We start from the raw sequence: 15,866 nt of genomic DNA on the forward strand, positions 1-15,866 counted from the left end.
GATTGAGACTGCCAGCTAAGCCAGCAGTTGCGTGAGTCGCCAGCCAATGGCGAATTGCGACCGAGCTTTACATTCACACTACAGCGGAGTGTTGCCATACCATGATGGACAATTTACGCGCGGCGTCGAACCATGTCGTGCTCAAGATTATTTTGGGGCTGATTATCCTCTCCTTTGTGCTGACGGGCGTTGGCAACTATCTGATTGGCGGCAATAACGACTATGCGGCCAAAGTTAACGGCCAGGAGATTAGCCGGGGACAGCTGGAGCAGGCGTTCAACAGCGAGCGCAGTCGTCAGCAGCAGATGCTGGGCGATCAGTTCTCACAGCTGGCCAGCAACGATGGCTACATGCAGCAGATTCGCCAGCAGGCGCTGTCGCAGTTAATCGATCAGGCGCTGCTTGATAGCTACATCAAAGATCTCCACCTCAGCATCAGCGACGATCAGGTGAAGCAGGCTATCTTCAATCAGCAGGCTTTTCAGACCAACGGTAAATTCGACAATGCCAAATATCTGAGTCTGATCAGCAATATGGGCTTCAGCGCCGACCAGTATGCCGAAGCGTTGCGTAAGCAGCTCTCCAATCAACAGCTGATCAATGCCGTGGCTAACACCGACTTCACGCTGAAAGGCGAAGCCAGCAAACTGGTGGACCTGGTTTCACAGCAGCGTGAGATTCGTCAGGCGACGCTGGACGTCAATGCACTGGCGGCGAAGCAGGCCGTTACTGACGACGAAATCAGTCAGTATTATCAGCAGCATAAAACCAGCTTTATGGCACCAGAGCAGTTCCGTGTCAGCTACCTCCTGATGGATGCGGTCAGCATGCAGCAGGATGCCAGCGAGGCCGACATTCAGGCCTGGTACGACCAGCATAAAGCGGACTATTCGCAGCCACAGCGTACGCGCTACAGCGTCATTCAGACCAAAACTGAAGCCGATGCCAGTGCGGTCCTGGCGCAGCTGAAAGCAGGTGCCAGCTTCGCTGACGTGGCAAAAGCCAAATCCATTGACCCGATCTCTGCGCGTAAGGGCGGCGATATGGGCTGGCTGGAACCCTCTACGACGCCGGATGAGCTGAAAAATGCCGGTCTGACTGAGAAAGGCCAGATGTCAGGCGTCATCAAATCTTCAGTGGGCTTCCTGGTGGTTCGTCTTGACGATATTCAGCCAGAGCAGGTTAAGCCACTGGATGAAGTGCGCAGCGCCATTGCAGCGAAAGTGAAGCAGGAGAAGGGCGTTGATGCCTTCTACAAAGTGCAACAGAAAGTCAGCGAAGCGGCCAGCAATGACAATGAGTCACTGGCGGGTGCAGAGCAGGCTTCTGGTCTGAAAGCGAAAGAGACTGGCTGGTTCAGTCAGGATACGCTGCCAGATGAGCTTAACTTTGATGCGGTGAAGCAGGCGATCTTTAATGGCGGACTGGTCGGGCAAAACGGCGCGCCGGGCAACAACTCCGATATCATTACTGTCGATGGCGACCGTGCCTTTGTGCTGCGTATCAGTGAGCATAAACCGGAAGCGGTAAAACCGCTTGAGCAGGTTAAGGCGCAGATCACTGACACGCTTAAGCATGATAAAGCGACGCAGCAGGCAAAAGCTCAGGCCGATAAGCTGCTGACCGATCTGAAAGCCGGTAAGCAGGATGCGCTGACTGCAGCGGGTCTGACGCTGAGCGCCAGCAAGACCGTTGATCGCAATGCGCAGGATCCGGTGGCACAGACTGCCTTTAACCTGCCTCAGCCTGCGGAAAATAAACCTTCCTGGGGTGTCAGCGAAGATATGCAGGGCAATGTGGTACTGGTGGCGGTTGATAAAGTTAAAACCGGCAGCATGCCGCAGGCGCAGATTGACGAAATGGTCAAAGGCGTCACGCAGAATAATGCGCAGCTGGCGTTTGAAGCGTTACTGCAAAACCTGCGTAAAGAGGCCAAAATTAAGTACGGCGCTGCCGCACAAATGCAGTAAGCCTCGCAGAAACTGCGCAACGACTGTAACAATCAAAGGCCGCATTCGCGGCCTTTTCCATTTCTGGAATCCCGCTTTTGAGCCTTGCGTGCAGTAGTGCCACTCTGTCGCTGCTGTTTACACACAAGGAGAAACACAGCATGGCTAAACCTAAACTCGTTGCCTTTTATCTTTCACTCGCGCTGGGCGGCGCACTCTGTCACAGCAGCGTCTCTGCGGCACCTGAACCTGTCAGCGCAGCCGTCACGCAGAGCTCAAATCCTGCATCGAAGCCGGAAGCCGCCGCGCAGCCACAGCAGGACCAGGTCAGCATTAATGAAGCAACAGCCGAACAGCTCTCTGCCGTTATGAATGGGGTGGGGCTGAAAAAGGCGCAGGCAATTGTGAGCTATCGCGAACAGTACGGACCGTTTAGCGCAATTCAGCAACTCAGTGAAGTGCCGGGTATCGGCAATGCGTTGATAGAGCGAAATGCGGCCCGGCTGAAATTGTGAAGCAGTACACATCTGTGATGCTTAACCCACGATAGACAGGCGACTCTGCTAAAGTGAACAGGTCCAACCAGTTAATTCACAGCAGCAGGAGAGCATGATCATGCAGACCACCATAAAAGTGCGCGGCTATCATCTGGATGTCTATCAGCACGTCAATAATGCGCGCTATCTTGAGTTTCTGGAGGAGGCGCGCTGGGAGTGGCTGGAAGAGGTGGAAGCATTCCACTGGTTGCAGGAACAGAAACTGGCTTTTGTGGTGGTAAACATCAACATCAACTACCGTCGCCCGGCCGTGCTGGGCGACGTACTGACTATCGACAGTGAGATCACGCAGTTGAATGGCAAAAGCGGCATTATTGCGCAGCGGGTTTTGCTGGCAGGGCAGGAGACCGTGGTGGCGGATGCCGCACTCACTTTCGTCTGTATTGATTTGCGGACTCAGAAGGCGGTTGCGCTGGAAGGGGAGTTGCGCGAGCGACTGATGCGTCTGATGGCATGAGTCGATAAAAAGGCGGCAACCCGGATTCTCTGCCGCCACCTCAGACACTCTTAGTTAAGACCGCTTTTTGCTTTCATTGCCGCCATTACGCCAGCACGATCGTTGAGATAACCCTGCAGGCCATTGGCCCGTAAATGACAGGCTGCACACTCACCACATCCATCACCTTTCACGCCGTTATAGCAGGTCAGCGTCTGCTCGCGTACCAGCGCAAGCTGCTGCCAGTAATCCGCCAGCGCCCAGGTTTCCGCTTTATTGAGCCACATCAGCGGCGTCTCAAAACGAACATCGCGCGCCATGCCAAGCGACACCGCATGGTTCAGCGCTTTGACAAACTCATCGCGACAATCGGGATAGCCGGAGAAATCGGTCTCACAGACGCCAGTGATCACCGCTTCCGCTTCGACCTGATAAGCGTAAACCGAGGCCAGCGTCAGAAAGAGAATATTGCGTCCCGGCACAAACGTACTGGGTAATCCACTGGCCTCGGGATTATAAGCCGGCACCGGAATGTTATCCCGCGTCAGGCTGCTGACGGCGAGTTCGTTCAGCATGGTGACATCCAGCACTTTATGCGCGCGCGCGCCCAATTTAATCGCCAGGTCGCGGGCCACATCGATCTCTTCCCGATGGCGTTGTCCATAGTCGAAAGTGACGCAATGAACATCATCATATTGTTCTAAGGCCTGAATCAGGCAGGTAGTGGAGTCTTGTCCACCGCTGAAAACTACAACAGCGCGTTTCATGGTGTTTTCCTGATAATTAATTTTGCGCTTATGGTAATGCCTCAGTCCGCCGCTGAACAGCTGCATGGCAGATCAATGGGCGGCGGGATCCATGCGCGGCTGAAATCGAACCAGCCCAGCGTATTCAGTTCAATCCCTTCAACGCCCGGCGGCGCGTAGATTTGATAGCGATAATTGAACAGTGGCAGCAGGATGCCGCCCGTCATCAGCTGATGATAAAGCTGATGCAGCGAGCGGGCACGGGTTTCGTCGTCAGCAATTTGCTGGATAGCCAGCAGTTGCGCCTGAATCTCTTCGCCCTGCAGTGTGGGCCACAGCGGCTGCCATAGCGGGTCAGTCTGCAACCAACTGGCCAGCGTAAAGACCGGCGCATCACCAATCAGTCTGTCGCCCATCACGATATCTGCCTCATCAAGCGGGTCGATGCCGTGCCAGTTTTTTACCGGATGAAAAACTACCTTCAGGGTGCAGCCGTGCTGTTTTAACAGTGCAACCAGCGCCTGTGACATCTGGTGCAGCTCAACCGGCAACTGATAATGCAGCGTCAGGGTTGCCGGTAAGGGAACCCTGACAGCATCAATCAGCGGCACACTCCAGCCAGGTAATAGCTCTTTACTGGGAGTGATGAGTCCCTCATCCAGAGGCAACCGGCTGACAATGCCGCTTTGCTGGATCAGCTGGAAAAGCGTGCGCGCCTGATCAGGGGTAAATCCGGCTCGTGGTCGGCAGACCAGATAACAGAAGCCGAGGCTGATACTGCTGCTGACCGGTTGCAGCGTCCTGAGCTCTGTGGCATCGCCTATCGCAATCTGCACCGGATGACGACAGCTGCTGCCGAGAGCGGGATCAAACAGCTGAGGGGTAATCCAGTACTCCACCGCCTGCAGCAGAGGACGCTGCAGATGCCAGCGCGCGTGACTTTCAATCCTCACCAGCTCGGCGCTGAAGTGCCTGAGTTTCCACGGCCCGCTGCCCGTGACGGGATCGATGGGATGGGGCAGCAGGCACAACAAGTGGGCGAGCCGATGGGGCAGCCAGAAATCAGGGCGTCGCAGTACGAAACGCACCGCAAGCGGATGGGGCGCATCCACGCTGACCACATCGGCCAGCAACACACTGACGCGCCTATCCCGCAACAGCTGGTGGAACTGCGCCACCAGTTGTGCGGCCTGCAGAGGCTCGTCGTTGTGCCACATCAGCTGAGGCCGTAACCAGAATAACCAGCCAGATGACGCCTCGTCATATTGCCAGTGATGCGCCAGATCGCCGACCGGCTCATCCTGCTCAAAGCGGGTCAGACCGGAATAGATCTGGCGAGCCAGGTGCTGTTCGGCCCGACCGGTAATCTGACGCGGCTCTGTGCTCTCCATCGGACGATAGTAGGGGATGCGCAGAACCGGCGTATCGTTCTGCCACTGTCCACCCATTAATGGCCGCAGCATATTGATCAGCCTTTCCGGCGGCAGATCCAGCAGCTGCAAGGCCTCAGCTGCGTCTCCGGCGTCGAGCTGTTGTTGCAGCAACTGCTGCCTTAATTGTTCAGGTGAGCGCAGAAATACTATCTGTCCCTGTTTGCCACGGCCAGGCTCGCCGCGCCAGCTGAGCCAGCCTGCATGCTGCCACTGTGACAGCAACGTGCGCAGATGACGCTCGCTGCAGATACAGTGGCGGGCCATCTCCGCCACGCAGGTTTGCTGTGGGGCGCCCTGACTCTGATGCCACAGACGCTGGAACTGATTAAGACGGTTAAGCTGGCGCATGTTAAACCCGGAACAGTTTTTTAAAAGTATTCACTATTAGTTCCGCAATTAACAGGCAATAGTGGAGTTCATCTTTCAGCAGGAGGTAAATCATGGTGCGTTTAGCCGCGTTCGATATGGATGGCACATTATTGCTGCCGGATCATCAACTGGGTCAGCAGACGCTGGATAGCCTGCAGGCGTTGCATCTGCGTGGCGTTAATCTGGCGCTGGCGACGGGCCGCCATCTGCTGGAGATGCAGAACTTACGGGAAAAAATGACACTGCCCGCGTGGCTGATTACCGGTAATGGCACTCGTGTACACGACAGGCAGGGCAATCTGATCTTTGCGCGTGATCTGCCCTCTTCGGTCGCCGAAGAGGTGATCCACCGCCGCTGGGATACGCCCGCCACCCTGCATGTTTTCAACGATCAGGGGTGGTTTACCGATCACCCACAGCCTGAACTGCTGGTGGCCCATCAGATCAGCGGATTTGGCTATCAGCTGTGCGATCTTAAAAGGTTGCCCGCGCATCAGGTGACAAAAATCTGCTTTATCGATCAGCATCAGCGCCTCTGTCAGCTAAAAACAGAGCTGGATGCCGCACTGGGCGAGCAGGCTAACATCTGCTTCTCTGCTGTGGATTGTCTGGAGGTGTTACCCGCCAGCTGCAATAAAGGCAGCGCGCTGGCACTGTTATGTGACCATCTGTCGCTGACCATGGCGGAGTGTATGGCGTTTGGTGATGCGATGAACGATCGCGAGATGCTGGCGCAGGCCGGACAGGGTTTTATCATGGGCAATGCGATGGCGCAGCTGAAAGCCGCGCTACCGCATCTGCCGGTATTAGGGCATTGCGAGACACAGGCGGTGTCTCACTATTTAAATCACTGGCTGGCAACACCCGACCTCGCGTATTCCCCCGAATGCTGAGGATTGCCGTGAACCGGACAGGATGTCCGGTTTTTTATTCCAGCTCGCGCTGCCATGGCGTGATATCGCCAATATGTTTTGCCACCCACTCAGGCTGATAGTAGCTATCGGGATAACGTTCGCCGCTGTCGCACAGCAGTGTCACCAGTGCTCCCTGCTGATTCGCTGCCCGTAAGCGTTTTGCCACCTGCATCATGCCCCAGAAATTGGTGCCGGTAGAGGCGCCAGGCTTGCGTCCCAGAATCTTTTCCAGTTTCAGCATGGCGGCCAGCGTTGCACCATCCGGCACTTTGATCATTTCGTCGATCACGTCAGGCATAAACGACGGCTCCACTCGCGGACGGCCAATTCCTTCGATCATGCTGCCGCGCGCGCTGGTCAGGGTGGCATCACGCTTCTGCCAGTAATCAAAAAACACCGAATGCTGCGGATCAACCACCAGTAGTTTAGTTTCCAGTCCCTGATAACGGATATAGCGGCCCAGCGTGGCTGAGGTGCCGCCGGTGCCCGCACTCATGATTATCGTATGGGGAATCGGATAAGGTTCATGCTCCATCTGACGGAAAATGCTCTCTGCAATATTGTTATTGCCGCGCCAGTCGGTGGCACGTTCAGCATAGGTAAACTGATCCATAAAATGGCCATTGAGCTCCCGCGCCAGCCGTTCAGATTCAGCATAGAGCTGGCAGGGATCTTCAACAAAATGGCACTGTCCGCCATAAAAAGTGATCTGCTCGATTTTACGCTTCGCCGTGCTCGCCGGCATCACCGCAATAAAGGGCAGACCCAGCAGCCTTGCGAAGTACGCCTCAGAAACGGCAGTGCTGCCTGACGAGGCTTCGATAATCGGCGTATCCTGTTTAATCCAGCCGTTGGAGAGGCCGTAGAGGAACAGGGATCGTGCCAGCCGGTGTTTAAGACTGCCACTGGGATGGGTACTTTCATCTTTCATATAGAACCAGATACCGGGAAAGTCCGCCAGATCGAAACGGATCAAATGGGTCTCAGCCGATCGTTGAAAATCAGCGTTAATTTCGTTGATAGCGTGGCGAATCCAGCAGGTGTGCATCTCAGGTGTCCGGTAAAAAAGTGATGCGGCTATTTTATGGCACGTGCAGGAAAAAGAGATTGCACAATTACCGCTAAAATGGCGGTAATGGAGAAAATGATTCTCCCGGAGCCGCGAATGTTAGATAAAACTGACCTTAAATTGCTCTCACTGCTGCAGCATGACTGCACGCTGTCGCTGCAGGCGCTGGCGGATGCCGTCAACCTCACCACCACACCCTGCTGGAAGCGCCTGAAAAAGCTTGAAGATGATGGCATTATTCGCGCACGGGTGGCGTTGCTGGATGGAGATAAAATCGGACTGTCACTGACGGCGTTTATGTTTGTTAAAACGCAGCAGCACAGTCGCGACTGGTATCAGGCATTTGTCTCGGTGGTGAGCAGCATGCCGGAGGTAATGGCCTTTTACCGTATGGCAGGCGAGTATGATTACCTGCTGCGCATTCAGGTGGCCGACATGAAAAGCTATGATGCTTTCTACAAGCGATTAGTGAATGGGGTGCCTGGCCTGATTGATGTGACATCCAGCTTCGCCATGGAAGAGATTAAATACACCACGGCTTTACCTGTCGCCCCCTGAGGGCCTGAGATTGAGAGCAGCGTTGTGCGATTATTCAGTCAATTAAGTTGGTATTTTCTGCGGGAGTGGCGGCGCTATCTGGGCGCGGTCCTCCTGCTGATTGTTATTGCTATTCTGCAGCTGCTGCCACCGCATGTGGTCGGGGTGATTGTCGATGGCGTGACGCGTGACAACATGAGCACCAGCCGCATCATGATGTGGATTGGGATCATGCTGGCAACGGCAGTGGTGGTCTATCTGCTGCGCTATGTCTGGCGCGTGCTGCTGTTTGGTGCCTCCTACCAGCTGGCGGTTGAGCTGCGCGAAGATTTCTATCGCCAGCTGAGTCGTCAGCAACCGGCATTTTATCTGCGTCACCGCACCGGCGACTTGATTGCGCGCGCCACCAACGACGTGGATCGGGTGGTGTTTGCTGCCGGGGAAGGAGTACTGACGCTGGTCGACTCGCTGGTCATGGGCTGCGTGGTGCTGCTGGTAATGAGCACGCAGATCAGCTGGCAGCTGACGCTGCTTGCGCTGGTGCCGATGCCCATTATGGCCATCGTGATCCATCGCTACGGTAATCAACTGCACCATCGCTTTAAGCTGGCACAGGCCGCCTTCTCCAGTCTTAACGATCAGACGCAGGAGAGCCTGACCAGCATCCGGATGATTAAATCCTTTGGCCTTGAACAGCATCAGTCGCAGCAATTTTCCGATATCGCCCGCGATACCGGTGAAAAAAACCTGCGCGTGGCGCGGGTCGATGCCCGTTTCGATCCCACTATCTATATCGCTATCGGCTTCTCAAACCTGCTGGCGATTGGTGGCGGCAGCTGGCTGGTCTGGCATGGAGAGATGACGCTGGGGCAGCTCACCAGCTTTGTGATGTATCTCGGCCTGATGATCTGGCCGATGCTGGCGCTGGCGTGGATGTTTAATATTGTTGAACGCGGCAGCGCCGCCTGGAGCCGTATCGGCGCGCTGCTGGCGGAAGCACCAGCGGTGGAAGATGGCGATAAGTCACTGCCATCTGAACCGGGCACGCTGCAGGTCGCGATTCGTGCCTTTAACTATCCGGCCAGCGTGGGTCCGGTCTTAAGCGATGTCAGCTTCCAGCTGAAACCCGGCGAGATGCTGGGGCTGTGCGGACCAACCGGCAGTGGCAAAAGTACGCTGCTTAGCCTGATTCAGCGCCACTTTGATATTCAGCAGGGCGACATCCGTTATCATCAGATCCCGCTGCCGCAATTGCGGCTGGACAGCTGGCGCAGCCGTCTGGCCGTGGTCAGCCAGACACCGTTCCTGTTCTCAGACAGCGTGGCGAACAATATTGCGCTGGGAAAACCGGGCGCAACCCAGCAGGAGATTGAGCATGCCGCCACGCTGGCCTGCGTTCATGACGATATCCTGCGTTTGCCGCAGGGCTATGAAACGGAAGTCGGGGAGCGCGGTGTGATGCTGTCGGGTGGGCAGAAGCAGCGTCTTTCGATTGCCCGGGCGCTGCTGCTGAATGCGGAAATCCTGATTCTGGACGACGCGCTTTCCGCGGTGGATGGCCGTACCGAACACGAAATCCTGCATAACCTGCGCATCTGGGGGCAGGGACGCACGCTGATTATCAGCGCGCACCGCTTATCGGCACTGACGGAAGCCAGTGAAATCCTGGTCCTGCAGCAGGGCAGAGTGGCGCAGCGGGGCGACCACGATGCGCTGACCGGCAGTGCTGGCTGGTATCGGGACATGTACCGTTACCAGCAACTGGAAGCGGCGCTGGATGATGATGAAAATGAGAAAGGAGTGCCGCATGGCTAAGTCTGCACGCTTGTGGCCTACCCTGAAGCGTCTGCTGAGCTACGGTAAGCCGTGGCGCAAATCCCTGTCGCTGGCGGTAGGGATGCTGTGGATCGCTGCCGCGGCGGAAGTGACCGGACCGGTTCTGGTCAGCTATTTTATCGACAACCTGGTGGCGAAACATCAGATGCCCTGGGGAGTGGTCGCAGGACTGGTGGTCAGTTTTATCCTGCTTCAGCTGCTGGCCGCCGGGCTGCACTACTGGCAGGCGCTGTTGTTTAACCGAGCCGCTATCGGTGTGGTACAGCGGTTACGCAGTGACGTGATGAATGCCGCACTCTGTCAGCCGCTGAGTGCCTTTGATACCCAGCCGGTCGGGCAGATTATTTCACGCGTGACTAACGACACCGAAGTGATCCGCGATCTCTACGTCACGGTGGTTTCAACCGTGTTGCGCAGTGCCGCACTGGTCGGCGCCATGATGGTGGCGATGTTTAGCCTTGACTGGCGCATGGCGCTGGTGGCGATGATGATCTTTCCGCTGGTACTGGTAGTGATGTTCATCTATCAGCGTTACAGCACGCCCATTGCCCGTCGGGTTCGCAGCTATCTGGCAGACATCAATAATGGCTTTAACGAAGTCATCAGCGGTATGAGCGTGATCCAGCAGTTTCGTCAGCAGGCGCGATTTGGTGAGCGAATGGGCGAAGCGAGCCGCTCTCACTATCTGGCGCGAATGGAAACGCTGCGTCTGGATGGTTTTCTGCTGCGTCCGCTGTTGAGCCTGTTTTCAGCGATGGTGTTGTGTGGGCTGCTGATCCTGTTTAGTTTCTCGATGCCTGGCGTGTTTGAAGTGGGGGTACTCTATGCCTTTATTACCTATCTGGGGCGTCTGAATGAGCCGCTGATTGAGCTGACCACTCAGCAATCGATGCTGCAGCAGGCGGTAGTTTCAGGTGAGCGTATTTTCGAACTGATGGATGCTGCACAGCAGCAGTATGGTGCCGATCAGCAACCGCTGGCTTCAGGTCGTATCACCCTGAACAATCTGAGCTTTGCCTACCGTGAAAACCGCGATGTGCTCAGTGATATCAATCTTGAGGTTGCCCCACGCGAGTTTGTGGCGCTGGTGGGACATACCGGCAGCGGTAAAAGCACGCTGGCGAACCTGTTAATGGGTTACTACCCGGTAACGCGTGGCGAGATCCGCATTGATGATCGACCCATTAGTGACCTGAGCCATGCCGTGCTGCGGCGCGGTATCGCGATGGTGCAACAGGATCCGGTGGTGCTGGCCGATACGCTGCTGGCGAATGTGCGGCTGGGACGTGACATCAGCGAAGAGGCCGTCTGGACGGTGCTGGAACAGGTGCAGCTGGCTCCGCTGGCGCATGCGTTGCCGGAGGGAATTCATACCCGGCTGGGCGAGCAGGGCAATAATCTGTCGGTCGGGCAGAAGCAGCTGCTGGCACTGGCCCGGGTGCTGGTTGATCTGCCGCAGATACTGATCCTCGACGAAGCGACGGCCAATATTGATTCCGGCACCGAGCAGGCCATTCAGCAGACGCTTGAGACGCTGCGCCAGCACAGCACGCTGGTGGTGATTGCTCACCGCCTCTCAACGATTATTGAAGCAGACAAGATTCTGGTGCTGCATCGTGGTCGTGTGGTTGAGCAGGGTACGCATCAGCAACTGCTGGCGATGCAGGGACGTTACTGGCAGATGTATCAGCTGCAGCAGGCAGGTGAAGATCTGGTATCGGGCGTCGCTGTAACAACTGAAGGCTGAGTTGCACCTTTTTTGCGCACCTTTATCAGATTAATCTGTATAAATGCACTCCTTTGACGCCTGAAGCACCAAAGGAGTGCAGCCCTCCGCTGCAATTTCCCCTGTACGGCCTCTCTGTTTCCCATCCTCTTTAAAGCATCCCTTATCGCGTCTCGCCTGAACAACGTATTACCGTCATTTTCACACTCTGGCACAGGCTTTGCTTATATCCCTGCGTGTCCGTAAACGTTACCTATTTACTCGCTGGAGGGGATCCAATGAAGCTGGTTACCGTCGTAATTAAGCCATTCAAGCTGGAGGATGTACGTGAAGCTTTATCCTCTATCGGCATTCAGGGACTGACCGTCTCCGAAGTGAAAGGTTTTGGCCGTCAGAAGGGCCATGCAGAGCTTTATCGTGGCGCAGAGTACAGCGTGAACTTCCTGCCTAAGGTCAAAATTGATATCGCTATTGCCGACGATCAGTTAGACGAAGTGGTGGATGTCATCAGTAAAGCGGCTTACACCGGCAAAATTGGCGACGGTAAAATTTTCGTAGCTGAACTGCAGCGCGTCATCCGTATTCGTACCGGCGAGACCGACGAAGCCGCTCTGTAATAAAGACTCAGTACTGTGATGGGATGGAATAAAAATGAATAAAATTTTCGCTAAGTTGGGCCTCACCAGCCTGGCACTGTTACCCTCACTCGCAATGGCTGCGCCTGCCGTTGCGGACAAGGCTGATAACGCATTTATGATGATTTGCACCGCGCTGGTGCTGTTTATGTCAATTCCAGGTATCGCGCTGTTTTATGGTGGTTTGATTCGCGGTAAAAACGTGCTGTCGATGCTGACTCAGGTTGCCGTCACCTTCTCACTGGTCTGCGTATTATGGATGGTTTACGGCTATTCACTGGCGTTCAGTGAAGGCAACGCCTTCTTTGGCAGCTTTAACTGGGTGATGCTGAAAAACATTCAGCTGACCGCCGTCATGGGCAGCTTCTATCAATATATTCATGTCGCGTTCCAGGCCTCGTTTGCCTGTATCACGGTGGGCCTGATTGTCGGTGCTATCGCAGAACGCATCCGTTTCTCTGCCGTACTGATTTTTGTCGGCGTCTGGCTGACCCTGGCTTACCTGCCTATCGCGCACATGGTGTGGGCTGGCGGTTTCCTGGCACAGGATGGCGCGCTGGACTTTGCTGGCGGCACCGTGGTGCATATTAACGCCGCTGTCGCCGGTCTGGTGGGCGCTTATCTGGTGGGCAAACGTGCCGGCTTTGGTAAAGAGGCCTTCAAACCACACAACCTGCCAATGGTATTCACCGGCACCGCCATTCTGTATGTCGGCTGGTTCGGTTTCAACGCCGGTTCTGCTTCTGCAGCAAACGAAATCGCGGCGCTGGCCTTCCTGAACACCGTTGTCGCCACAGCGGGCGCCGTGTTGTCATGGACCTTTGGCGAGTGGGCGGTACGTGGTAAGCCTTCGCTGCTGGGTGCCTGTTCAGGCTTTATTGCCGGATTAGTAGCGATTACGCCTGCCTGTGGTTACGTCGGCGTCGGCGGTGCATTAATCATCGGCCTGGTCGGCGGACTGGCGGGACTGTGGGGCGTGACCACCCTGAAAAAATGGCTGCGCGTGGATGATCCCTGCGATGTGTTCGGCGTGCATGGCGTGTGCGGCATTGTCGGCTGTATCCTGACTGGCGTGTTTGCCTCCTCTTCACTGGGCGGCGTAGGCTACGCAGAGGGTGTCACCATGGGCCATCAGGTCTGGGTACAGCTCTTCAGCGTGGGCCTGACTATCGTCTGGTCGGGCGTTGTCGCCTTCATCGGCTTCAAGCTGGCTGATTTGATTGTCGGTCTGCGCGTTCCGGAAGAGCATGAGCGTGAAGGTCTGGATGTAAACAGCCACGGCGAGAATGCTTACAACCAGTAATGGATGGGCAGTGAAAAGATCAATCGGGGGCGAGTAATCGCCCCTTTTTTTATTCGCTGCGCTGACGCATGACCCCTTCCTGAACCGTTGAGGCCACCAGCACACCCTTCTGATTGTAGAACTCGCCCCGGACAAAACCCCGTGCGCCTGACGCCGAAGTACTGACTACGCTATAGAGCAGCCATTCACTGAAGTCGAACGGGCGGTGGAACCACATTGAGTGGTCGATAGTGGCGACCTGCATGTCCGGCTCTAAAAAGCCTTTGCCGTGCGGCTGGAGCGCGACCGGCAGGAAATTGAGATCGGAAGCATAGCCGAGCAGATACTGATGGATACGCAAATCGTCGGGCAGTGGGCCGGTGGCACGGATCCAGACCTGGCGTTCAGGCTTATCCACATGGCCCCGGAGAGGATTGTGAATCTGTACCGGGCGGATCTCCAGCGGACGCTCAGCAATGAATTTTTCACGTAGCTTTTCTGGCAGCAGATGCGCCATTTTCTGCGCCATCGCCTGTTCAGTTAACAGATTCTCTGGCCCCGCCACCTGTGGCATCGGATTCTGATGTTCAAAGCCGCTTTCCGGTGACTGGAACGAGGCGGTCATATAAAAAATCGGCTGCCCATTCTGAATGGCACTGACCCTACGTGCACTGAAACTTTTGCCATCTCGCAGCGTTTCAACATCATAAATAATCGCTTTCTGACTATCGCCGGGCCGCAAAAAATAGCTGTGAAAAGAGTGAATAATGCGATCTTCCGCCACGGTTTGCTTTGCGGCATACAGCGCCTGACCCACCACCTGACCGCCAAACACCTGACGAAGGCCAATATCTTCGCTCTGGCCGCGATATAAACCCTCTTCCAGTTTTTCCAGATTTAATAAATTCAGCAGATTTTGCAGTGCCTGACTCATGGCGCGTTCCTCAATATAGTGACCTGCTCAGTGTGAAAGATCGGACCAGTTGACGTCAATCAGACTTTCTACATTGTCGGTGCCAGGCAAAATTTCATTTTTGTGCCAACATTAAGGACATACGGCGAGTGAAGCGCTGTAAGCAGGATTCGCTGCCGACAATCATTTTGATCAAATGGAGACGACATCAATGAAACTCAGGCATGTGTTCAGTGGAGTAGTTATGGCGGTTGCTGTTGTAGGATGCGCCGACAAGAGTAAACCCGTGCCAACGCCAACTCTGGGTTCTGCGGTTGCAGGACAGACGGCGGCGATTGCGCAGCCTAACGTAAGTGGTTCAGTCTTTATCCGCCAGCGCATTGCGCTGCCGCCGGATGCGGTATTAACCGTGACGCTCTCTGATGCGTCCGTCGCCGATGCACCCTCAAAAGTGCTGTCGCAGCGCGTGGTGCGTACCGAAGGCAAACAGGCACCGTTCCAGTTCGTGCTGCCGTTTAACCCAGCCGACATCAAGCCTGATGCACGCATTCTGTTAAGCGCAGCCATCTCAATCGACGGTAAGCTGGCCTTTATCACTGAAGGCGTGAAGCCGGTGATTAACCAGGGTGGCACCAAAGCAGAGCTGCTGCTGGTACCGGTACCGTCTATGGCGATGCCAACCCAGCCGGGCGCAGCGACCACCGTTCCTTCGACCTCACCGACTCAGGTGACGCCGTCTGCTGCGGTTCCTGCTCCAACCCGTCTGTAAACTCTTTTCGGGGCGACATTGTCGCCCTTTTTTCCCTGTCTAAACTCGCCAGCGATAAGTTTCGAGATCGAGCTGTCCGTCGTCACTCACCTCTATGCCTTCCGCCTCCAGTGCATCCCGCTGCCGCAACAGACGGTCACCCTGAAGAGAAATTGTGCCGTGTCGGTTTACGACGCGATGCCAGGGAAGGGTAGTGCCCTCGGGTAAGCGACTCAGCACGCCACCAACCTGACGCGCCGCGCGCGGAGAACCGGCCAGTAGCGCCACATCGCCATAGGTGGTGACGCGGCCAGCCGGAATAGCGGCAACAATTTGCCAGATGCGTTGCTGGAAAGTGTCTGGCTGATTCATGTACTTATTTCATCAGGAAAAAGGGTTTTAACTTTAGCACGGGGAAAAGGCGGAGAAAGCGTAAAAGCGGTGGTTGTTCAAGAAAACAACGGTTGTCCCGACTACGCTTGCAATTGCCACCTCCTTCCCAGATAATGCCCCCGCTCTCGTAAAGAGGGCTTGTCAATGGGGGCCCTGTTGGTTCTCCCGCAATGCTAGCTTGTGAACTCGGTCAGATCCGGAAGGAAGCAGCCGTAGCAGGTGACGCGTGTGCCGGGATGTAGCTGGCAGGGCCCCCACCACTTTCCCCCTTCGATATTCTCCCCCTAAGCTGCAGACAGGCAAAACCCGCCTGGGCCGATCCT

At 55.7% G+C, this 15,866-nt stretch carries 15 protein-coding genes and 1 other RNA gene; 11 read left to right on the forward strand and 5 right to left on the reverse strand.

The window, feature by feature from the left end; genetic code table 11:
- The first annotated feature begins 101 nt into the window (after positions 1-101).
- From ppiD to LC417_RS05800, 3 genes are all read left to right on the forward strand, one after another.
- On the forward strand, positions 102-1,970 hold the full coding sequence (gene ppiD, locus LC417_RS05790; protein WP_223565598.1) for a peptidylprolyl isomerase: 1,869 nt from the start codon (positions 102-104) through the stop codon (positions 1,968-1,970).
- A gap of 140 nt (positions 1,971-2,110) precedes the next feature.
- Positions 2,111-2,464 carry a helix-hairpin-helix domain-containing protein gene (locus tag LC417_RS05795; RefSeq protein ID WP_089414517.1) on the forward strand — a complete coding sequence of 118 codons (354 nt, stop codon included), beginning with the start codon at positions 2,111-2,113 and terminating at the stop codon, positions 2,462-2,464.
- Between the two features lie 100 nt (positions 2,465-2,564).
- On the forward strand, positions 2,565-2,963 hold the full coding sequence (locus LC417_RS05800; protein ID WP_010671209.1) for a YbgC/FadM family acyl-CoA thioesterase: 399 nt from the start codon (positions 2,565-2,567) through the stop codon (positions 2,961-2,963).
- A gap of 50 nt (positions 2,964-3,013) precedes the next feature.
- Here the strand turns inward: LC417_RS05800 and queC are convergent, their stop codons facing one another.
- Together queC and LC417_RS05810 are read right to left on the reverse strand one after the other, a co-directional pair.
- The gene (queC, locus tag LC417_RS05805; RefSeq protein WP_031592184.1) at positions 3,014-3,709 is read right to left on the reverse strand and encodes a 7-cyano-7-deazaguanine synthase QueC; all 696 of its coding nucleotides are present in this window, start codon (positions 3,707-3,709) and stop codon (positions 3,014-3,016) included.
- A gap of 41 nt (positions 3,710-3,750) precedes the next feature.
- Positions 3,751-5,469 (reverse strand): SgrR family transcriptional regulator, encoded by a 1,719-nt coding sequence (locus LC417_RS05810; protein ID WP_223565599.1) that lies wholly within the window; start codon positions 5,467-5,469, stop codon positions 3,751-3,753.
- Between the two features lie 92 nt (positions 5,470-5,561).
- Between LC417_RS05810 and cof the strand changes: the two genes are divergently transcribed.
- Positions 5,562-6,383, forward strand: a complete 822-nt coding sequence (gene cof / locus LC417_RS05815; protein ID WP_223565600.1) for an HMP-PP phosphatase — start codon at positions 5,562-5,564, stop codon at positions 6,381-6,383.
- 34 nt (positions 6,384-6,417) lie between these two features.
- Here cof and LC417_RS05820 read toward each other — a convergent pair whose 3' ends face one another.
- Entirely contained in the window at positions 6,418-7,452 is a 1,035-nt protein-coding gene (locus LC417_RS05820; RefSeq protein WP_223565601.1) for a PLP-dependent cysteine synthase family protein, read from the reverse strand.
- Positions 7,453-7,569: 117 nt separating this feature from the next.
- On the opposite strand from LC417_RS05820, the gene LC417_RS05825 reads away from it, so the two are divergent.
- The 5 genes from LC417_RS05825 to amtB all read left to right on the forward strand — a co-directional run bounded on the left by LC417_RS05825 (position 7,570) and on the right by amtB (position 13,510).
- Positions 7,570-8,031, forward strand: a complete 462-nt coding sequence (locus LC417_RS05825) for an Lrp/AsnC family transcriptional regulator (RefSeq protein WP_010671213.1) — start codon at positions 7,570-7,572, stop codon at positions 8,029-8,031.
- Positions 8,032-8,055: 24 nt separating this feature from the next.
- Complete coding sequence (locus LC417_RS05830) at positions 8,056-9,825, forward strand: SmdA family multidrug ABC transporter permease/ATP-binding protein (protein WP_010255867.1); 1,770 nt, start codon at positions 8,056-8,058, stop codon at positions 9,823-9,825.
- A complete protein-coding gene (locus LC417_RS05835) occupies positions 9,818-11,593 on the forward strand; it encodes a SmdB family multidrug efflux ABC transporter permease/ATP-binding protein (RefSeq protein ID WP_010671215.1) in 1,776 nt (591 codons plus the stop codon). Before LC417_RS05830 ends, LC417_RS05835 begins: the two co-directional genes overlap by 8 nt.
- Before the next feature lie 257 nt (positions 11,594-11,850).
- A complete protein-coding gene (gene glnK / locus LC417_RS05840) occupies positions 11,851-12,189 on the forward strand; it encodes a P-II family nitrogen regulator (RefSeq protein WP_003850469.1) in 339 nt (112 codons plus the stop codon).
- Positions 12,190-12,223: 34 nt separating this feature from the next.
- Positions 12,224-13,510 carry an ammonium transporter AmtB gene (amtB, locus tag LC417_RS05845; RefSeq protein ID WP_010255877.1) on the forward strand — a complete coding sequence of 429 codons (1,287 nt, stop codon included), beginning with the start codon at positions 12,224-12,226 and terminating at the stop codon, positions 13,508-13,510.
- A 49-nt stretch (positions 13,511-13,559) separates the two neighbouring features.
- On the opposite strand, the gene tesB is transcribed toward amtB, so the two are convergent.
- Positions 13,560-14,423 (reverse strand): acyl-CoA thioesterase II, encoded by an 864-nt coding sequence (gene tesB, locus LC417_RS05850; protein WP_045140707.1) that lies wholly within the window; start codon positions 14,421-14,423, stop codon positions 13,560-13,562.
- A gap of 190 nt (positions 14,424-14,613) precedes the next feature.
- Between tesB and LC417_RS05855 the strand changes: the two genes are divergently transcribed.
- Positions 14,614-15,171 carry a YbaY family lipoprotein gene (locus LC417_RS05855; protein ID WP_010255881.1) on the forward strand — a complete coding sequence of 186 codons (558 nt, stop codon included), beginning with the start codon at positions 14,614-14,616 and terminating at the stop codon, positions 15,169-15,171.
- A 39-nt stretch (positions 15,172-15,210) separates the two neighbouring features.
- On the opposite strand, the gene LC417_RS05860 is transcribed toward LC417_RS05855, so the two are convergent.
- Positions 15,211-15,522, reverse strand: a complete 312-nt coding sequence (locus tag LC417_RS05860; RefSeq protein WP_033756781.1) for an MGMT family protein — start codon at positions 15,520-15,522, stop codon at positions 15,211-15,213.
- Between the two features lie 175 nt (positions 15,523-15,697).
- Between LC417_RS05860 and ffs the strand changes: the two genes are divergently transcribed.
- Positions 15,698-15,794: signal recognition particle sRNA small type (ffs, locus tag LC417_RS05865), an RNA gene on the forward strand.
- Positions 15,795-15,866 lie beyond the last annotated feature (72 nt).

This window comes from Pantoea sp. OVA07A (assembly GCF_019969975.1).
Taxonomy (GTDB): domain Bacteria; phylum Pseudomonadota; class Gammaproteobacteria; order Enterobacterales; family Enterobacteriaceae; genus Pantoea; species Pantoea agglomerans.